The sequence below is a fragment of the Proteus vulgaris genome (assembly GCF_016239305.1).
Lineage (GTDB): Bacteria > Pseudomonadota > Gammaproteobacteria > Enterobacterales > Enterobacteriaceae > Proteus > Proteus vulgaris_C.
The window spans coordinates 64,992-83,614 of sequence record NZ_JAEHOQ010000012.1 but is presented as its reverse complement, the minus strand read 5'-3'; the positions used below and the strand labels follow the sequence as shown (position 1 = coordinate 83,614).

Sequence of the window (18,623 nt, the reverse complement as noted above, 5' to 3'; positions counted from 1 at the left end):
AAATTGTTATGAATAATAGTGAAAAACAGGTAGCATATGAAATACTATTTGAACATACAAAATTATTTCATGCTTATAGAAACATTCTTTACTTAAGTAATAACAAGTGTTATATGAATAATGACTTTAATAATGAATTAACTTTATTTATAGAAAGGAATAATAAAAATATTGAAAATATTATCTATTTCTCACTTATTTTAAAAACCAGACTAAGGCAGAAACTACTTAATGATACATTTAAAGTAGTTAATGAAATTGATAATGAAATAAAAAAAGATTCACTTAGCATCGAATTAAAAACAAAATTAGAAGAGGAAAAAAAAGAGATATTAGATATATTTCTAAATGAAGTTAATGAAACTAAAAAAATCATTGATGAACATTGTTTATTTCTTTCATCAGAAATTAACCAACTCAAAACACAGTTTGTTAGTGATAGAATCATACCTTTTATTATTGATAAAGAAAACTTTATCGATACACTAACAACTCATATTTCAACATTAGAACATGAAACTGAAAAGACAAAACAAGAACTCAATATCATACGCCAAAGTGAAGATATTTTAAATAAGCAGAGTTTTTTTGATCTTTTTAATGGCTCTATTCCTTTAAAAGCAGAAATTGAAGCACTTAATATTGAAAATAATGAAAAAAATATTTTATCTTCTTTAATAGAAATACTTAATAGATTATTTTCCACATTAAGCCATGGCTTCTCATATACTAAAATTGTTGAAACTCGTCATCAACTCACAACGCTCTTTCTTTCAAAAATAAAACAACTTAGTCAATTAAAAAATGAGAAGCAAAATGCTTTATTTACATTAAAGCATTACTATAAGTTAATTGATATTGATCCTTTTTTAAGAGTATTTATTGAACAATTAGGACTGTTAAATGAGTCTTGGCAAGAGATAAATTCACAATTTACAAATTTAAAAAATAATATGTTATTAACGGAAAAAATTCTCCCTCCCCTTTTTCTATTCTTAGATGATTTTACTTTATATTATGGTAATAAAGAACAAATAAAATATACAGAGAATTAATCCATAAAAAACGGCTCTATAAAAAGAGCCGTTTTATTATTTTGGTTTATTGCTATTACAATTAATTTACAGCAGGTGCAATAATCGCAAAGTTCGTCAATTCGATTAATGGTTGTGGCCATACACCAAATACAATCACAACAATTGCACAAATTAACGCAACAAATGTCGCCATATTTTGTGATGTTGTTGCAATCGCAGGCGTATTGTCATTGTCTGGTTTACGTAAGAAGACAATCGCGGCAGCACGTAGATAGTAGAATAAACCAATCGCACTACCTAACACGACCATACCGGTTAACCACCATAAGCTTGAGTTAATACCTGCAATAATCACATATAGTTTACCAATGAACCCTAAGGTAATTGGTACACCAGCCAGTGATAACATCATCAGAGACATAACCACAGCAACAACCGGACGACGCCAGAATAATCCACGGTAATCCTCAAGTGAATCCATTTCACTTTCACGATAAGGACTTGAAGCTACCGCGATTGCACCGAATGCACCTAAGCTTGCAAACAAGTAACCCGCTAAATAGATTTCAGCCGTTTCTTGCGCCAGTACAGGACTGTATTGCAATACAATTAATGCCACTAGCAGATAACCAAGATGTGATACTGAAGAGTAACCTAGTAAGCGTTTCACACTCTTTTGCGTTAACGCCATAATGTTACCAAACAGAATAGAGGCAATTGCCATGAAACCTAAGATCATTCGTAAGGTTTCACTATCTGCTGCAGGCGCTTCAAGGAATAAACGCATCACAACTGCAAAAATACCAATCTTACTTGCAGTGGCTAAGAATGCCCCTGTTGGTGCTGGCGCACCTTGGTAAACATCAGGTGTCCATAATTGGAATGGGAATAGAGATAATTTAAATCCAATTCCCACCAACATCATGCCTAACCCTGCAAGCACTAATGGTTTATGGATATTGCTATCACTTAAACTTTGTCCCATGGCAGTAAAGGAAAGGTTTCCTGCTTCTGCATAGAGCAGTGCCATACCAAACAGTAAGAAAGAAGACGCAGCTGCTGAAAGCAGCATATATTTAATACCCGCTTCCAGTGATGGACGTTGTTGGAATGCATAACCGATAAGACCAAACAGTGGCAATGTCAGCAATTCAATACCAATAAACATCGATGCGAAATGATGAGCAGATGAGAGTAAAATCCCCCCCACTACGGCAATCGCAATCAGCAAGTAAAACTCTTCTTTGTTATCTTGATAACCTTCTAACCAAGGATAAGCAAAAGCGATAGTACCAATACCAGAAAGAATAACTAGCGCAGTAAAGAAGCTAGAGTATCCATCAACATGGTAAAGCGTGGTCACATCAACGACGCCTAATGCATTAACGTAATAGAGTGATCCTAACGCAATAATGAAACCCGTTGCTGTCAAAGTGGCAATGGTGAAATGATCGCGTCGCCACGCAATGGACAGCATCACAACCACCACCGTCAATCCGACGATTAATAGCGGTAGCATTGCGATCAATTGTTCAGGAGTTATTGTCATGGCGAATTACGGCCTTACTGTTGAAATAGAAGCGGAATACCAAGTCTGGAGATTTTCCATCGCTGATGCTGAGGTGTCTAATACAGGTTGTGGGAAGAAACCCAGAATAACCAGTAAAACCACCAAGGTGATCAGGATAAAGAATTCTCTCAGATCCAGCCCTTTATAGGTTCTTTCAGCTGTTTTCGGTGAACCGTAGTAAGCCTGTTGCATCATCCATAGTGCGTAAACGGATGCAAAGACTAAACCAAAGACCGAAATAATCGTGATCAGCTTAAAGTTGCCATAAGTACCAAACAGGATCATAAACTCACCGACGAAGTTACCTGTTCCTGGCATACCTAAAGAGGCAACCGCAAAGAACAGTGAAAACGCAGGTAAGAAACGGATGCTTTTCCACAATCCACCCATTTGATTCATATCACGCGTACCTAAACGCTCATACAGCATGCCACACATGATAAATAGACCTGCAGCTGACAAGCCGTTAGTGATCATCTGAATGATAGCACCTTGGTAAGCCAATACAGACCCGGCATAAATCGCAATCACGATAAAGCCCATATGAGAAATACTACTGTAAGCCGCAAGACGTTTAATATCTGTCTGACGAAATGCCAGTAGTGCTGCATAAAACACGGTAATTAAACCTAACCACATTGCCACAGGAGCAAGCAACGCTGATGCTTCTGGGAACAGTGGTAAGTTAAAACGCAATAAACCGTAAGCTGCTGTTTTTAGCAAAATACCGGATAGGTCAACGGAACCCGCCGTTGGTGCTTCCGCGTGTGCATCGGCTAACCAGCCGTGAACAGGAACGATTGGCATTTTCACCGCAAACGCAGCGAAGAAACCTAGCATCAGGATAAATTGCAGCTCAGTACCTAATACAGTGTGTGCTTGTAATAAGGTGTCATAGCTAAACGTCCAAATACCTGTTTCACGGTAGAAAGCGACCGCTAAACCGATAATGGCCAGCAACATTAACAGGCCACTTGCCTGTGTATAGATAAAGAATTTCGTTGCTGCACTGACGTGTGCTTTATCGCTACTTCCTTTGTGTCCCCATAAAGAAATCAGGAAATACATTGGGATCAACATCATTTCCCAAAAGAAGAAGAATAAGAACAGGTCTGTTGCTAAAAATACCCCCATTACACCTGCTAAGATCCACAGCAGGTTAAAATGGAAAGCACCTTGTGATGGCTGGTTTTCACTCCACGAAGAGAGCACCGCTAAAATACCTAAAATTGCGGTTAAAACAGCCATCAGCAATGACATACCATCGAGTGCGAACTGGATATTGATCCCTAACGCAGGGATCCACGGCACAAAGAAATACTCTGTCCAGCGTGGCGCTCCATCAGCACTGAGTAGTTGATAATCGCCTTGCAACCATAGTTGCACAGAAATAACGAGTGTTAATCCCATCGTCAGCAACGCAACCCAGCGAGGAACTTGCGAGCCGATTCGTTCAGCCTGCCAACTTAGCAGGCCACCGATGAAGGGAATAAGTATTAGCCAGGGTAATAACATGGCGCAATGTGTCCCTTAATTAAACCAGAAGCAGCAGAGCGATAACCAGCACTGCACCTAAACCGAGAGAAGCCGCATACCAACGTGCTAATCCATTTTCACTGAAACTTAATCCTTTATTGGTGCCTTTAAGCAAGCATCCGAATAAATTAAAGAATTGGTTAACAGGATCATTTTGGATAAGCCACGCCGCCCCTTTATAAGGTTTGACAAACAGCACTTCATACAGCGCATCAAATCCCCAAGCATGGAACCACCATGTTGAGAAGAAACGACCTGTACGAGTATTGGCAACCTTAGCAACACATTGACGCTGTTTCAGGTATAACCACGCTGCAATGGCAACGCCTACAATCGCTACCACACCAGAAAGTATTTCTAACACATACTTACCATCATGAGATATGTTTCCTTCAGGGAATACAGCACCTAATGGTTGAGTAATTAACGCACCGATAAACGTTGATAACAGTGCTAATATCGCTAATGGGAAAGTATGTGTAAAACCTTTAACTTGGTGTGCTTCGGTTTTGGTTTCACCATGGAATACGATGAAAATCAAACGGAAGGTATAAAGTGACGTAAATAACGCACCAACTAACCCTGCTAGCATTAAGTTAAAATGCCCATTTGAGTACGCACCCCATAAGATTTCATCTTTACTGAAGAACCCTGCTGTTAACAGTGGTAATGCCGCTAATGCGCCACCACCAATTAAGAAACATGCATAAACAAATGGGATCTTCTTACGTAACCCGCCCATCTTAAAGATATTCTGTTCGTGGTGGCAGGCTACAATTACCGAACCTGCGGATAAGAACAGTAATGCTTTAAAGAAAGCGTGGGTCATTAAGTGGAAAATTGCCGCATCCCATGCTTGAGCGCCTAAAGCCAAGAACATATAACCAATTTGGCTCATGGTTGAATAAGCAAGAATACGTTTGATATCCGTTTGTACTAATGCCGCAAAACCCGCTAACACTAATGTAACAGCGCCGATAATACCGACTAATTCCAGTACTTCTGGTGCCATTAAGAATAGCGTATTGCTACGAGCCACTAAGTACACACCTGCCGTGACCATGGTTGCGGCGTGAATTAATGCAGATACAGGTGTTGGGCCTGCCATTGCATCGGCTAACCAAGTTTGTAATGGAAGCTGTGCTGATTTACCTACGGCACCGCCTAATACCATTAACATTGCCCAGTTAATGACACTTGAACCTACTGCTAATTGTTCAGGAGCCAATACGGCCATTTCACGGAAGCTCAATGTACCTAATTGGTCAAACAGGATAAACATACCGATAGCTAAGAACACATCACCGATACGCGTTACGATAAACGCTTTCATCGCCGCAGCGCCATTAGCAGGATTGCTATAATAGAAACCAATTAACAGGTAGCTACATAGACCAACCCCTTCCCAACCCATATACATCAGCATCATGTTATCAGCCAGTACTAAAACAACCATACTTGCGATAAATAAGTTGGTATAAGCAAAGAAGCGAGAATACCCTTCTTCGCCACGCATATACCACGATGCATACATATGAATAAGAAAGCCAACACCGGTAATAACACCCAGCATGGTTAACGAAAGACCATCAAGAACCAGTGTGAATGGAATATTAAAATTCCCTGCTGACATCCAGTTCCATAAAATCAGAACATGAGTTTCTTGCCCATTGGCAAAGAAATCCATACCAGCCCAAAGTGCAACTAAAGCTGATAAGCCAACCGAACCTGTACCAATCCATGCTGATACGTTTTCAGACCAACGACCACGCGAGAAAGCGAGCAGTAAAAATCCCAGCAGTGGTAGCAGAATGGTTAAATAGAGTATATTCATCCGCGCATCTCACTGACTGTATCAATATTGATGTTTTGGCGATGTCTATGAAGCTGTAACAACAATGCCAGACCAATACTTGCCTCTGCCGCCGCCAAGCTAATAGCCAGAATATACATTATCTGACCATCGGTTTGACCCCAAAAGCTACCACCGACAACAAATGCCAGTGCAGCCGCATTAATCATAATTTCTAGTCCGATCAACATAAACAACAGGTTGCGGCGAAGTACTAAGCAGGTAAAACCTAACACGAACAGTACCGCAGCCAAGATCAAACCATGTTGAAGAGGTATCATTTTTGCTCCCCTGCGTTTTCGTTTTCGACGAGATCGTCATGGCTCTGATCACGACCAATGTGATAAGCAACGATTAACCCTGATAATAAGAGAACAGATGCTAACTCAACAGCCAGAATATAAGGCCCAAACAAGCTAATACCGACCTCTTTCGCGCCAATTATTTCTCCAGTAATTTCACCGTGAGTGACACTACTAATGGCATAAATAAGCACGACTAATAGCATCAGAGATAAAAGTGCTGGCCCAATCCAAAACTTCGGCTGTAGCCACTTTTTCTCTTGATCAACGACAGATTTACCTAAGTTGAGCATCATCACCACGAAAACGAACAACACCATAATGGCGCCAGCGTAAACGATGATTTCTAATGCACCTGCAAAATAGGCGCCCAGCGAGAAGAAAACCACAGAGAGTGCAATCAATGAAATCACTAAGTACAACAATGCGTGTACTGGATTGGTATGAGTGATAACTCTCAATGTTGCAAGGATGGCAATCAGCCCCGCGATGTAAAATGCAAATTCCATGAATATCGCTCCTTACGGTAACAGGCTTTTGACATCGATAGGTTTAGCTTCATCATCTGCTTCACCTTTATCTTTGCCATTAATCGCCATACCTGTTTTACGGTAAAAGTTATATTCAGGATATTTGCCGGGCCCAGAAATCAACAGATCGTCTTTTTCATAAACCAGATCCTGACGCTTAAACTCACCCATTTCAAAATCAGGCGTTAATTGTAACGCTGTTGTTGGGCAAGCTTCTTCACATAAACCGCAGAAAATACAGCGAGAAAAGTTGATACGGAAAAATTCCGGATACCAACGACCATCTTCATGTTCTGCTTTCTGTAATGAAATACAGCCCACTGGACAAACTGCTGCACACAAGTTACAAGCAACACAGCGCTCTTCACCATCGGGATCACGCGTCAATACAATACGTCCACGGTAGCGTGGTGCAACATTGACAGGTTCTTCCGGGTACATCTGTGTTTCGCGTTTGGCGAAGGCGTGTAAGCCAATCATCCAAATGCTTCGTACCTGGGTGCCGAAACCAGTCAATAACTCTTTTAAAGTCATGGTTCAATCACCCCTTATTGAGCGTTGTAAAGTATCACTGCAGCAGTTACCAGCAGATTGATAAGAGTTAACGGTAAGCAAATTTTCCAACCAAAAGACATCACTTGGTCGTAACGCGGACGCGGTAACGAAGCACGAATAAGGATGAACATCATCATGAAGAATCCTGTTTTCAATGCAAACCAAATAAATGACGGTAAGAAAGGACCTTGCCAACCACCAAAGAATAACGTCACGATAAGACCGGATACCGCAACAATCCCGATATATTCACCAACAAAGAACAAACCGAATTTCATACCGGAATATTCAATGTGATAACCATCAGCAAGCTCTTGTTCTGCTTCTGGTTGGTCAAATGGATGACGGTGACAAACAGCAACGCCAGCAATCGCAAACGTTATAAAGCCGAAAAATTGTGGAATGACATTCCACATATTCGCTTGTGAATTCACGATATCTGTCAAGTTAAAAGAGCCTGCTTGAGCAACAACCCCTAAGATTGAGAGTCCTAAGAACACCTCATAACTTACAGTTTGTGCTGATGCACGCATTGCACCTAACAATGAGTATTTATTGTTACTTGACCAGCCCGCAAATAACACGGCATAAACCGCGATACCCGCAACCATCAAGAAGAATAAAATACCGATGTTTAAGTCAGCAACAACCCATGTTGAACTAACAGGTACAATGGCAAATGACAGCAATAAAGATGAAAACGCAATTACTGGTGCTATGGTGAAGATAAAGCGGTCAGCAAATTTCGGGATCCAGTCCTCTTTAAAGAACATTTTGATCATATCCGCGATTAGCTGTGCTGAACCTGCATAACCGACACGGTTAGGCCCATAACGATTTTGGAATAATCCCAGTAAACGGCGTTCCCCCATACTCATAAAAGCACCACAGGTGACCACGACAAGCAAGATCACCACGGCTTTTAGAACGGTGAGTAAAATCTCTGTAACTTCAGGAGATAACCAGCTCATTATGCAATACCCCGCAGTTGACGAACCGATACACCCACCAGCGATGGAGAAATACCTGCCATACCTAACGGCAAGCCAATTTGACCTTGAGTCAGGTGAGCACTGATTTTCACAGGTAAGGTGAATTCACGACCTTCGTAAGTAAACATAGCTTGCTGACCTTGAGTTAACGCTAATGCTTGTGCATCAGATTCGCTCAATGTTAAATAAGCCGTTTCCATACGAGATTGGATAACTTCTGCGCGTTGTGATAATTCTTCACTACCAAATAAACGGTAGCAAGGTGCGACAGTCCATTGATTTTTCTGTGCATTAAATGGCGCAGGGATATCCGTGAAGTAGCCAAGTGTATTATCACCACATTCGATTAAGCGCACACCTGGATCGCCAAAGCGTAAACTACCACCCACTTCTGCTTGGAATTTATTCCACGCTTGAGGTGAGTTCCAACCCGGGGCCCAAGCAAATGGAATTTGCTGACGAGGTGCTGTTGGACTGTTATTACCTTCCATTGAGAACGCAAAAGGTGTGTCGATATCTTTTGGTTGACGCTGTTCATGAACAGACACATTCGCTAGCATGGAAGTACGTCCACTGTAACGATGTGGTTCACGTGCTAGTTTTTGACCACGAATACGGAATGACGCATTCGGTGCAGCATCAACAATGCCAGCAAACTGAGGAAGACGGGTTGCACAATGCTCAATAACATTGTCTAACTGTGTCCAATCCAGCGTTCTTTCATGCCATTGTGAATCAACCGCGCTTAACCAACGCCAGCTTTCATGCATCACCACTTCTTTGTTATAGAAAGAAGGTTCGAATACTTGGAAATAACGTTGTGCTCTACCCTCTTGGCTAACCATGGTTCCGTCGCTTTCAGCAAACGAAGAAGCAGGGAGAACCAAATGTGCTTTCGCCATAATGTCTGTTTGCTGGTGGTCAATAACAATTAAGTTATCAACTTTCGCAATCGCATCATCAATCACGTCGGCATCGTAATGGCGATATAAATCGTTTTCCATAACAACAACCGTGTCAGCTTGACCACTGCGCATGATTTTTAACGCATCATCAAGAGGTTGTGCATTCATCATGGCAAGGCCCATGCTGTTTGCATCATCAGCAACGAAAGAAAGTCCCACTTCATTGCCTTTCGCTTTTAATGCAAACGCAATGTTGGCAGCAGCTTTAATAACATCTTCACTACCTGCATGACTACCACTGATAATGAGTGGTTTCTTCGCTTGAGAAAGTGCTTGAACAACCATTTCGATATGTTTATTCAGCGCGTCATCGATACCATCAACCGCAGGTGCTTCACCGTTAATATTATTGGCAATCGCAAAACCTAAGCGTGCTTGATCAACAACCGGTGCGCGATAACTCCACGCTGCAACATCATCAAGGCGAGTCTCGTCAACATGAGTCACAAACAGAGGATATTTCGCACGTTGCCCAATATTCATAATCGCAGCAATTTGCCAGTCAGCAACTTTTTGAGCAGCAGCCATTTCACGCGCTTTGCCTTTCACCGCTTGGCGTACAGATAATGCCATACGAGCACCAGTTTGTGTTAAATCTTCACCTAACACTAAAACTGCATCGTAATCTTCAATTTCACGTAGAGATGGCGTATGAACACCACCTTTTTGTAAAATCTCTAGCATTAACGTCAAACGTTTCTGCTCTGATGCAGAAATACCGCTATAGAAGTTTTCAGCACCCACAACTTCACGTAATGCAAAGTTACTTTCGATGCTTGCACGCGGTGAGCCAATACCGACAATACGCTGGCTTTTCTTCAGCATATCCGCAGCAGCTTGAGTTGCTTGAACAGCATTGATCTCTAACCAGTTACTACCTAAACGTTTTTTAGGTTGGCGAGGTCTGCTTGCTAAGTTCACATAGCCATAGCCAAAACGACCACGGTCACAGAGGAAATAGCGGTTCACTGTTCCGTTATAACGGTTTTCGATACGACGCAGTTCGCCATAACGTTCACCTGGGCTTGTATTACAACCCATGCTACAGCCTTGGCAAATACTTGGTGCAAACTGCATATCCCACTTACGGTTATAACGCGATGAGTGAGTTTTATCAGTGAAAACACCTGTCGGACAAATTTCAACCAAGTTACCCGAGAATTCGCTCTCTAATGTGCCATCTTCAACGCGTCCAAAGAAAACGTTGTTATGTGCACCGAAGACACCTAAATCAGTACCATCAGCATAGTCTTTGTAGTAACGAACACAGCGGTAACAAGCAATACAACGGTTCATTTCATGAGAAATAAACGGTCCCAGATCTTGGTTTCTATGTGTACGCTTAGTAAAGCGATAGCGACGCATAGTGTGACCAGTCATTACCGTCATATCTTGAAGGTGGCAGTTCCCCCCTTCTTCACAAACTGGACAGTCATGAGGATGGTTTGTCATATACCATTCAACAACGCTTTCGCGGAATTTCTTCGCTTCTTCGTCATCAATAGAAATAAACGTGCCATCAGTCGCTGGTGTCATACAAGACATCACTAAACGACCGCGGGTATCCTCAGCATTTTGATATTGCTTAACCGCACACTGGCGGCAAGCGCCAACGCTTCCCAGCGCTGGGTGCCAGCAAAAATAAGGAATATCTAAGCCTAAATTAAGACAGGCTTCTAACAGGTTATCAGCCCCGTTAACTTCATATTCTTTGCCGTCTACATGAATCGTAGCCATAGTCAGCATGCTTCCCAAAGGCCTGCACAGCAGGCGTTAAACCTAGAATGTGTCGTGAAAAATTACCAGCGGCTTTTCAGCAAGTTAGGCTGAATACCTCTGATTAAATTGGCATTGGTATAATCTTCTTGAATAATGCCTGCTTCAAATTCTTCACGGAAATATTTAATGGCGCTTTGTAAAGGTTCTACTGCACCCGGTGCGTGAGCACAGAATGTGTGTCCTGGACTTAAAGAACGACATAAATGCTCAAGGGTTTCGATATCACCAGGGCGACCTTTACCATTTTCTATCGCACGTAAGATTTCGACACTCCATGGCAAGCCATCACGACAAGGTGTACACCAGCCACAAGATTCACGCGCAAAGAATTCTTCTAAGTTGCGAGTCAATGAAACCATATTAATTTCATTATCTACTGCCATCGCAAGCGCTGTACCTAAACGGCTACCTGCTTTTGCAATCGTGCCAAAATCCATTGGGAGGTCGAGGTGATCTTCGGTTAAAAAGTCAGTACCTGCACCACCCGGTTGCCATGCTTTCAATTTAAGACCATCACGCATACCGCCTGCGTAATCTTCAAGGATCTCACGCGCTGTTGTACCAAAAGGTAATTCCCATAAGCCCGGATACTTCACGCGACCAGAGAATCCCATTAATTTAGTACCCGCATCTGGGCTTTTGCCTTCACTTAAGCCGATATACCAATCTTTGCCATGTTCAATAATCGCGGGCACGTTACACAGTGTTTCAACGTTATTGACACAAGTTGGTTTACCCCATGCACCTGATGTTGCAGGAAATGGTGGTTTAGAGCGCGGGTTAGCACGACGACCTTCTAAGGAGTTGATTAATGCCGTTTCTTCACCACAGATGTAACGACCAGCACCTGTATGAACAAACAATTCAAAATCAACACCTGAACCAAAGATATTTTTACCAAGGAAACCTGCAGCTTTTGCTTCCTCGATTGCATGGCGTAAATGCTTAGCTGCTTCGATATATTCACCACGAAGGAAAATATATCCACGGTAAGCTTTTAGTGCGTGAGCACCGATAATCATCCCTTCAATTAACAGATGTGGAAGTTCTTCCATTAAGAGACGGTCTTTATAAGTCCCCGGCTCCATTTCATCTGCGTTACAAAGGATGTAACGGATATTCATGCTTTCATCTTTTGGCATCAGGCTCCATTTCAAGCCTGTTGAGAATCCAGCACCACCACGACCTTTTAGGCCTGCATCTTTGACTTCCGTTGTGACTTCAGTCGGTGACATGCCTTTTAATGCTTTTTCTGCCGCTTTATAACCGTTTTTAGCACGGTATTCATCCAGCCAAACAGGCTGACGATCATCGCGTAAGCGCCACGTTAGCGGGTGCGTTTCTGCGCTACGAATAATCGGTTTTGCTCCTGAAATTGCTGTCATGGATACTGCTCCAGTAACGTTTCAATCTCTTCAGGTTTAACAAAGCTGTGAGTATCGTCATCTACCATCATGGTAGGACCTTTATCACAATTACCTAAACAGCAGGTTGGCAGTAATGTAAAGCGACCATCTGGTGTTGTTTGACCAGGGATAATATTAAGATGCTTTTCAATTGCTGCTTGAATGCCTTGATAACCTGTAATATGACAAACCACGCTGTCACAAAAACGAATAATGTGACGACCAACGGGTTGACGGAAAATTTGGCTATAGAACGTAGCAACGCCTTCAACATCGCTAGCGGGGATCCCAAGAACATCTGCAATCGCATAGATTGCACCGTCTTCAACCCAACCACGGTTCTTTTGCACAATTTTCAGTGCTTCTATAGAAGCTGCTCGCGGATCTTCGTAGTGATGTTTTTCTTGTTCAATTTCAGCGCGTTCTTCTTCAGTTAATACAAACGTCGCTTTCTTTGAATGCGTGACATCAACAATTTCAATCTGCACCGCATCATCTTTTTGGTTTAATTCATTTTGCATGATTAACGATCCACATCCGACATTACAAAATCAATACTTCCCAGATACACAATCAAGTCAGAAACCAAGCTACCGCGGATAACCGCAGGGATTTGTTGTAAATGAGCAAAACTAGGCGTACGGATACGTGTACGGTAGCTCATTGTGCTGCCATCACTGGTTAAGTAATAGCTATTGATCCCTTTAGTGGCTTCAACCATCTGGAATGATTCATTAGCAGGCATAACCGGGCCCCATGAAACCTGTAAGAAATGGTTAATCATAGTTTCGATATGCTGTAATGTGCGCTCTTTTGGTGGAGGCGTTGTCAGTGGATGGTCTGCTTTAAATGGCCCTTCTGGCATATTTTTATAGCATTGTTCCAAAATGCGTAAGCTCTGGCGGAGCTCTTCTACTTTCAGCATGACACGATCGTAACAGTCGCCATTACTTGCGACAGGAATTTCAAATTCAAAGTTTTCATAACCTGAATATGGACGCCATTTACGCACGTCAAACTCAACGCCTGTTGCACGAAGACCCGCACCAGTAACACCCCACTCTAACGCTTCTTTCGAGTTATATGAGGCAACACCGATAGTACGACCTTTCAAAATACTGTTTTGCAACGCTGCTTTTACGTAAGAATCTAGACGTTTTGGCATCCAATCTAAAAATTCACGTAATAAACGTTCCCAACCGCGTGGCAAGTCATGAGCAACACCGCCAATACGGAACCATGCAGGGTGCATACGGAATCCGGTAATCGCTTCAACGATGTTGTAGACTTTTTGACGGTCAGTAAAGGCAAAGAACACCGGTGTCATTGCACCAACGTCTTGGATAAAGGTACTGATATACAGTAAGTGGCTATTAATACGAAATAGCTCAGACAGCATGACACGAATGACTTTAACGCGTTCAGGCACTTCAATACCAGCAAGTTTTTCCACTGCAAGTACATAAGGCATTTCGTTAACGCATCCGCCAAGGTATTCGATTCGATCTGTATATGGGATATAGCTGTGCCAAGATTGGCGCTCACCCATTTTTTCAGCACCACGGTGGTGATAACCCACATCGGGTACACAGTCGACGATTTCCTCGCCATCAAGCTGAAGAATAATACGGAATGCACCGTGAGAGGATGGATGGTTAGGGCCGAGGTTTAAGAACATAAAGTCCTCATTCTCCGTACCGCGCTTCATTCCCCACTCTTCAGGTTTAAATGTCAGCGATTCCATTTCCAGATCCTGTTTCTGCTTTGTCAGCACATAAGGATCGAACTCTGTCGCACGAGCAGGATAATCTTTACGCAGTGGATGACCTTCCCAATCAGGAAGCATCATGATACGGCGTAAATTAGGGTGTCCATTAAAGACAATCCCAAACATATCCCAGACTTCACGCTCATACCAATTCGAGTTAGGAAAGAGAGATGTGATAGTCGGAACATTAAGATCATTTTCACTTAATGCGACTTTCAACATAATATCTTTATTACGATCGATTGATATCAGATGATAGAAAACGGAAAAGTCTGCTGCAGGCAAGCCTTGACGGTGCGTACGCAGACGCTCATCAAAGCCATGCATATCAAACAGCATGACATAAGGTTTTGGTAAAGATTTGAGGTATTGCATTACCTCAATGAGTTGTTCCCGCTTAACCCAAACAACTGGCATGCCAGTACGAGTAGGCTGGAATGTAAACGCATCTGGCCCAAATTTCTGACGCAGTTCATTAACCACCTGATCATCAATATGATCGGTCGTTTCCCACGCTGGCCGAGCGCCTTTTTGCGCTATCTGATCGGTCATTTCTATTCACCACAACTTTGATCAGGGTTACTATGATCGCAACACATTGCTCTGGTTACGTCTTAGGCAAAAGCCTTTAAATTTCGTCTGGAGTACGCAGATTTTTGACTGCGATACGCTCACCGTGTTTTCTTTCTCGTTCTGATTGCATATTGGCACGGTAAACGCCTTGGTCACCGACAACCCATGATAATGGGCGACGTTCTTTACCAATGGACTCTTGTAATAACATTAATGCTTGCATATAAGCTTCAGGGCGTGGCGGACATCCAGGAATATACACATCAACTGGAATAAACTTATCCACACCTTGCACTACGGAATAAATGTCGTACATACCACCAGAGTTAGCACATGCACCCATAGAGATAACCCATTTAGGTTCTAACATCTGATCGTACAAACGCTGAATAACAGGAGCCATTTTCGTAAAGCAAGTACCCGCAACCACCATAAAGTCAGCTTGACGAGGAGATGCACGCAATACTTCAGAACCAAAACGAGCCACGTCATGCACAGCTGTAAATGACGTCACCATTTCAACGTAACAACAAGAAAGACCAAAGTTATATGGCCATAAAGAGTTTTTCCGTCCCCAGTTCACAACGTCATGTAACGCATGTTCCAGTTTTCCCATATACACGCTGCGATGAACGTGAGCATCTAATGGGTCACTGACAATTTCCTGTGATTGCAGGGGATAACGGTCATTCTCACCGTTCGGATCTATGCGGGTGAGGGTATAATCCATTTCTAATGCCTCGCTTATTACTGCTGCGGATGTTTGCCGCTGGTTAATCGAACATGGCTTTTACTCGCAGTTTCGCGGCGAGAGCGAATAGGTGTCCAATCTAATGCACCTATGCGAACCAAATAGAATAATCCAGCTAATAAAATAGCGATGAAGACTGATGCTTCAATAAAGCCTAACCAGCCGACTTCACGAACGGAAACAGCCCAGGCATAAAGAAACAGTGCTTCAACATCGAAAATAACGAAAAACATGGCAACTAAATAGAATTTAGCCGACATGCGCAGACGAGCGCTGCCAACAGAATCAAGACCAGATTCATAAGGAACATGCTTTGCCCTTGCCTGTGCGCGTCCGCCTAAATAGCGGGCACCCAACAACATGAGCGAACATAACCCCAATGCGCCTATGAGGAAGACAGCAAATGCCCAATGATGGGCGATAACTTCGGTGGTTGTAGACATACTCATTGCTTACTCATCAAAGGTGGTGTCAATTAACCAACTCTTATCCGGCGGTTTACACCACATTTCTAATTACGAAAAAAAAGCGTATTAAACAGACTTGCTAATTAAACAAATAATAACAGTCTATTTATACCTTTCTTCTTTTTTAGAAAACTTTGTAATAAATTACGCCGTTTTCTATCGCGATTTAACAAAATTAACACTCATTTTTAACACCCAATTACTGGCTAATGCTAAAACGTGTCAGTCAATCTACAAAATTTTTGCTAACACGCTTAGTCTAACCGATAATTCGATTTTACTACACCAGTATCTCAGGAAAAACCTGACTCAACACAGGCAAATGTGCCTTATTTTTTTGATCAAACTCACAAAATAGTCGAAAAAATACTTAATCAGTTTAAAATTTATCCAAATTTTAACAAATTAACTTTCCAATATTGTGGAGGAGGTCAAATATCCGTTTTGATTTGCGTTTTTATTCTCTAAAAACCTAGACAATCTTTTTATTTGTTAACAAATCCTACAACTGATTAACCAAGGAGGAAGGTAAACATTTTTTTAACAAGCAGTTAAGGAGGTTATGGAATGAAATGTCACAAAGATGAATACATAAATCAACATAAATATTAACATAATGTTACTATATCTAAATATAACAATAAAAAAACGGAAATAAATGCGCTTAATTGCATCTATTCCCGTTTATCATTATTCATCACTTTTCAGTCTTATTTGACTGTTTTTTAATCTTTAATTTTTGTGTTTTAATACTCTATATTTACACAACAATTAATGTGATTATTCCAGCTCAGTAGAGCTAATATCTTCAGGTGCAGTGACGGTATAAGGTGTTTTCTTGTTTTCAATTGCATTGAATACTGTTAACACCGCTTCATTTTGTTCATCAAAGTTACGATATAACCAAAATTGTGTTTCAGGTAAACGCGGTAAACCTTCGCTTTCACCTAAAATACGTAAATCGGCATTTTGCATTTCAAGTGGACGCGCTGTAATACCCACTTCTGCATTTACGGCCGCACGAACAGCAGATAAAGAAGCAGCTTCATAAGCAATACGCCATTGAATGCCGGCATCATCTAGTGTATTCGTTGCTAATTGACGGAATGGGTTTGTTTCATCCATCACAACTAAAGGGAGCGGTTCATTCATTTGTATTTGGAAATCAGGTGCACAGTGCCATAACACTGGTGCAGTGCGTAACGCTGTACGCGGGTGATGTCCAATGCGTGCTGTTGTTAATGCTAAATCAATTTCATGATTATCTAGCATTGTTTCAATATATTGAGAACGTTTAATACGTACATCAACAGCTAAACGTGGATACACAGACGCGATACGGTTTAATAAAAAAGGCAATAAAGTATCAACAGAGTCGTCAGAGGCACCAATACGTAGCTCCCCTTCCGCATCGCTATACGTTAATGACGCAGTTGCATCATCATTCGCACGTAAAATTTGACGCGCATAACCTAATAATTGAAGGCCATGCTCTGTAAGTAATTTATTACGACCATGACGGGCGAAAAGCTCTCTGCCCACCAATTGCTCTAAACGTTGCATCTGCTGACTAACAGCAGACTGGGTTCGACATACAGCAGCCGCAGCGGCTGCAAACGTGTTTAAATCTGCTACAGCTACAAACGTTCTAAGCAGATCGAGGTCGAGATTCATTATCGGACGATTTGCATTAATCATTGTTTATTCTTCACTTATTTTTGATTTTTAAATTACATATACCTGGTGTTTTTTTATCAAAAGTCTAAAAAAGACTTCCAATTAGACAGTACTCTACTCTGAAAAGGAGAGCAAAGACATACCGAATACTTTACATTTGTTTCTTATCGTTTACACCTCCTAGATAGAAAGGAATTGCATCTTTTTGTAACAAATTAAATTTTATTATCATTTCAAGCATTCACAAGAAAGAACTGTATACCATCATCACAAGTTAGACATGGATCATACTATATTGCTTTCTCGTACATAAATTTTAACATTTTGAAAATAATTTAAATTATCTTAACTATGCATTCCAGTTTAAGTATCTTCCCCTATAAATTAAATTTAAGATTTAAATTTAATTTATACTTAAACTGATTGATTGCTATAGAATAAAGTAGATTTAACCATATTATTTGAAAATTTAATATATTAAGTCAGATAATACAAATCCGATAAAATTATTCAATAATTGATTATGCAACATTCCATCTACCTATGTATCACATCAACTTATTTCTGATCACCACACTAAAAAGCCCTTATTCACCAGAATAATAATCCAGATTTAAAATCAAAACTGAAATATAAATCCGACATAAACCACACAATTAGTCATCAAAATAACATTCTAAGAATAAACTGACCTTTTACACCAAAAATTACCTAGCATCTTCAAAAGTTTGTAACGTAAGAGTAGAGTGATAGAACAGTTATTTGCTGGGACAGCCTTTTCATTTGTATCTTTCTATATGAATAGCAATTGGCGATAAATGTCGCTAAGTCGCCACAGTAGAGATACATGTCAGATCCTATTA

15 protein-coding genes are annotated in these 18,623 nt (G+C 41.2%); 1 reads left to right on the top strand and 14 read right to left on the bottom strand.

From position 1 onward, the window contains the following. Nucleotides 1-8: 8 nt before the first annotated feature. Nucleotides 9-1,055, top strand: a complete 1,047-nt coding sequence (locus JEP40_RS10545; RefSeq protein WP_198623517.1) for an alpha-xenorhabdolysin family binary toxin subunit B — start codon at nucleotides 9-11, stop codon at nucleotides 1,053-1,055. A gap of 61 nt (nucleotides 1,056-1,116) precedes the next feature. Here the strand turns inward: JEP40_RS10545 and nuoN are convergent, their stop codons facing one another. From nuoN to hexA, 14 genes are all read right to left on the bottom strand, one after another. Continuing rightward, on the bottom strand, nucleotides 1,117-2,586 hold the full coding sequence (gene nuoN / locus JEP40_RS10540; RefSeq protein ID WP_198623516.1) for an NADH-quinone oxidoreductase subunit NuoN: 1,470 nt from the start codon (nucleotides 2,584-2,586) through the stop codon (nucleotides 1,117-1,119). Nucleotides 2,587-2,592: 6 nt separating this feature from the next. Beyond that, on the bottom strand, nucleotides 2,593-4,122 hold the full coding sequence (nuoM, locus tag JEP40_RS10535; RefSeq protein WP_198623515.1) for an NADH-quinone oxidoreductase subunit M: 1,530 nt from the start codon (nucleotides 4,120-4,122) through the stop codon (nucleotides 2,593-2,595). Nucleotides 4,123-4,141: 19 nt separating this feature from the next. Next, complete coding sequence (gene nuoL, locus JEP40_RS10530; RefSeq protein WP_198623514.1) at nucleotides 4,142-5,977, bottom strand: NADH-quinone oxidoreductase subunit L; 1,836 nt, start codon at nucleotides 5,975-5,977, stop codon at nucleotides 4,142-4,144. Further along, nucleotides 5,974-6,276, bottom strand: coding sequence for an NADH-quinone oxidoreductase subunit NuoK (gene nuoK, locus JEP40_RS10525; RefSeq protein ID WP_023581731.1), 303 nt, complete (start codon nucleotides 6,274-6,276; stop codon nucleotides 5,974-5,976). The genes nuoL and nuoK overlap by 4 nt, the downstream gene beginning before the upstream one ends. Further along, nucleotides 6,273-6,806, bottom strand: coding sequence for an NADH-quinone oxidoreductase subunit J (gene nuoJ, locus JEP40_RS10520; RefSeq protein WP_198623513.1), 534 nt, complete (start codon nucleotides 6,804-6,806; stop codon nucleotides 6,273-6,275). Before nuoJ ends, nuoK begins: the two co-directional genes overlap by 4 nt. A 12-nt stretch (nucleotides 6,807-6,818) precedes the next feature. Continuing rightward, nucleotides 6,819-7,361: an NADH-quinone oxidoreductase subunit NuoI gene (gene nuoI / locus JEP40_RS10515; protein WP_036935576.1), complete on the bottom strand. Its 543-nt coding sequence runs from the start codon at nucleotides 7,359-7,361 to the stop codon at nucleotides 6,819-6,821. Between the two features lie 14 nt (nucleotides 7,362-7,375). After that, nucleotides 7,376-8,353 carry an NADH-quinone oxidoreductase subunit NuoH gene (gene nuoH, locus JEP40_RS10510; RefSeq protein WP_006533300.1) on the bottom strand — a complete coding sequence of 326 codons (978 nt, stop codon included), beginning with the start codon at nucleotides 8,351-8,353 and terminating at the stop codon, nucleotides 7,376-7,378. Beyond that, nucleotides 8,353-11,085, bottom strand: a complete 2,733-nt coding sequence (gene nuoG / locus JEP40_RS10505; protein ID WP_198623512.1) for an NADH-quinone oxidoreductase subunit NuoG — start codon at nucleotides 11,083-11,085, stop codon at nucleotides 8,353-8,355. The genes nuoH and nuoG overlap by 1 nt, the downstream gene beginning before the upstream one ends. Nucleotides 11,086-11,138: 53 nt before the next feature. Next, the gene (gene nuoF, locus JEP40_RS10500; protein WP_072068606.1) at nucleotides 11,139-12,503 is read right to left on the bottom strand and encodes an NADH-quinone oxidoreductase subunit NuoF; all 1,365 of its coding nucleotides are present in this window, start codon (nucleotides 12,501-12,503) and stop codon (nucleotides 11,139-11,141) included. Next, nucleotides 12,500-13,045 (bottom strand): NADH-quinone oxidoreductase subunit NuoE, encoded by a 546-nt coding sequence (nuoE, locus tag JEP40_RS10495; protein ID WP_006533305.1) that lies wholly within the window; start codon nucleotides 13,043-13,045, stop codon nucleotides 12,500-12,502. Before nuoE ends, nuoF begins: the two co-directional genes overlap by 4 nt. Before the next feature lie 2 nt (nucleotides 13,046-13,047). Continuing rightward, nucleotides 13,048-14,844 (bottom strand): NADH-quinone oxidoreductase subunit C/D, encoded by a 1,797-nt coding sequence (nuoC, locus tag JEP40_RS10490; protein WP_109407245.1) that lies wholly within the window; start codon nucleotides 14,842-14,844, stop codon nucleotides 13,048-13,050. A 76-nt stretch (nucleotides 14,845-14,920) separates the two neighbouring features. Continuing rightward, nucleotides 14,921-15,595 (bottom strand): NuoB/complex I 20 kDa subunit family protein, encoded by a 675-nt coding sequence (locus tag JEP40_RS10485; protein WP_004243697.1) that lies wholly within the window; start codon nucleotides 15,593-15,595, stop codon nucleotides 14,921-14,923. Between the two features lie 17 nt (nucleotides 15,596-15,612). Beyond that, entirely contained in the window at nucleotides 15,613-16,065 is a 453-nt protein-coding gene (locus JEP40_RS10480; protein ID WP_072068609.1) for an NADH-quinone oxidoreductase subunit A, read from the bottom strand. Nucleotides 16,066-16,863: 798 nt separating this feature from the next. Further along, nucleotides 16,864-17,781, bottom strand: a complete 918-nt coding sequence (gene hexA, locus JEP40_RS10475; RefSeq protein WP_198623511.1) for a transcriptional regulator HexA — start codon at nucleotides 17,779-17,781, stop codon at nucleotides 16,864-16,866. Between the last annotated feature and the right edge of the window lie 842 nt (nucleotides 17,782-18,623).

What these genes read in the sequence shown, in the direction of transcription:
- nuoK (WP_023581731.1), bottom strand. Translation starts at nt 6,276, where the DNA reads ATGATACCTCTTCAACATGGTTTGATCTTGGCTGCGGTACTGTTCGTG.
- JEP40_RS10480 (WP_072068609.1), bottom strand. Translation starts at nt 16,065, where the DNA reads ATGAGTATGTCTACAACCACCGAAGTTATCGCCCATCATTGGGCATTT.
- nuoM (WP_198623515.1), bottom strand. Translation starts at nt 4,122, where the DNA reads ATGTTATTACCCTGGCTAATACTTATTCCCTTCATCGGTGGCCTGCTA.
- JEP40_RS10485 (WP_004243697.1), bottom strand. Translation starts at nt 15,595, where the DNA reads ATGGATTATACCCTCACCCGCATAGATCCGAACGGTGAGAATGACCGT.
- nuoF (WP_072068606.1), bottom strand. Translation starts at nt 12,503, where the DNA reads ATGACAGCAATTTCAGGAGCAAAACCGATTATTCGTAGCGCAGAAACG.
- hexA (WP_198623511.1), bottom strand. Translation starts at nt 17,781, where the DNA reads ATGATTAATGCAAATCGTCCGATAATGAATCTCGACCTCGATCTGCTT.
- nuoL (WP_198623514.1), bottom strand. Translation starts at nt 5,977, where the DNA reads ATGAATATACTCTATTTAACCATTCTGCTACCACTGCTGGGATTTTTA.
- JEP40_RS10545 (WP_198623517.1), top strand. Translation starts at nt 9, where the DNA reads ATGAATAATAGTGAAAAACAGGTAGCATATGAAATACTATTTGAACAT.
- nuoE (WP_006533305.1), bottom strand. Translation starts at nt 13,045, where the DNA reads ATGCAAAATGAATTAAACCAAAAAGATGATGCGGTGCAGATTGAAATT.
- nuoH (WP_006533300.1), bottom strand. Translation starts at nt 8,353, where the DNA reads ATGAGCTGGTTATCTCCTGAAGTTACAGAGATTTTACTCACCGTTCTA.
- nuoN (WP_198623516.1), bottom strand. Translation starts at nt 2,586, where the DNA reads ATGACAATAACTCCTGAACAATTGATCGCAATGCTACCGCTATTAATC.
- nuoJ (WP_198623513.1), bottom strand. Translation starts at nt 6,806, where the DNA reads ATGGAATTTGCATTTTACATCGCGGGGCTGATTGCCATCCTTGCAACA.
- nuoC (WP_109407245.1), bottom strand. Translation starts at nt 14,844, where the DNA reads ATGACCGATCAGATAGCGCAAAAAGGCGCTCGGCCAGCGTGGGAAACG.
- nuoG (WP_198623512.1), bottom strand. Translation starts at nt 11,085, where the DNA reads ATGCTGACTATGGCTACGATTCATGTAGACGGCAAAGAATATGAAGTT.
- nuoI (WP_036935576.1), bottom strand. Translation starts at nt 7,361, where the DNA reads ATGACTTTAAAAGAGTTATTGACTGGTTTCGGCACCCAGGTACGAAGC.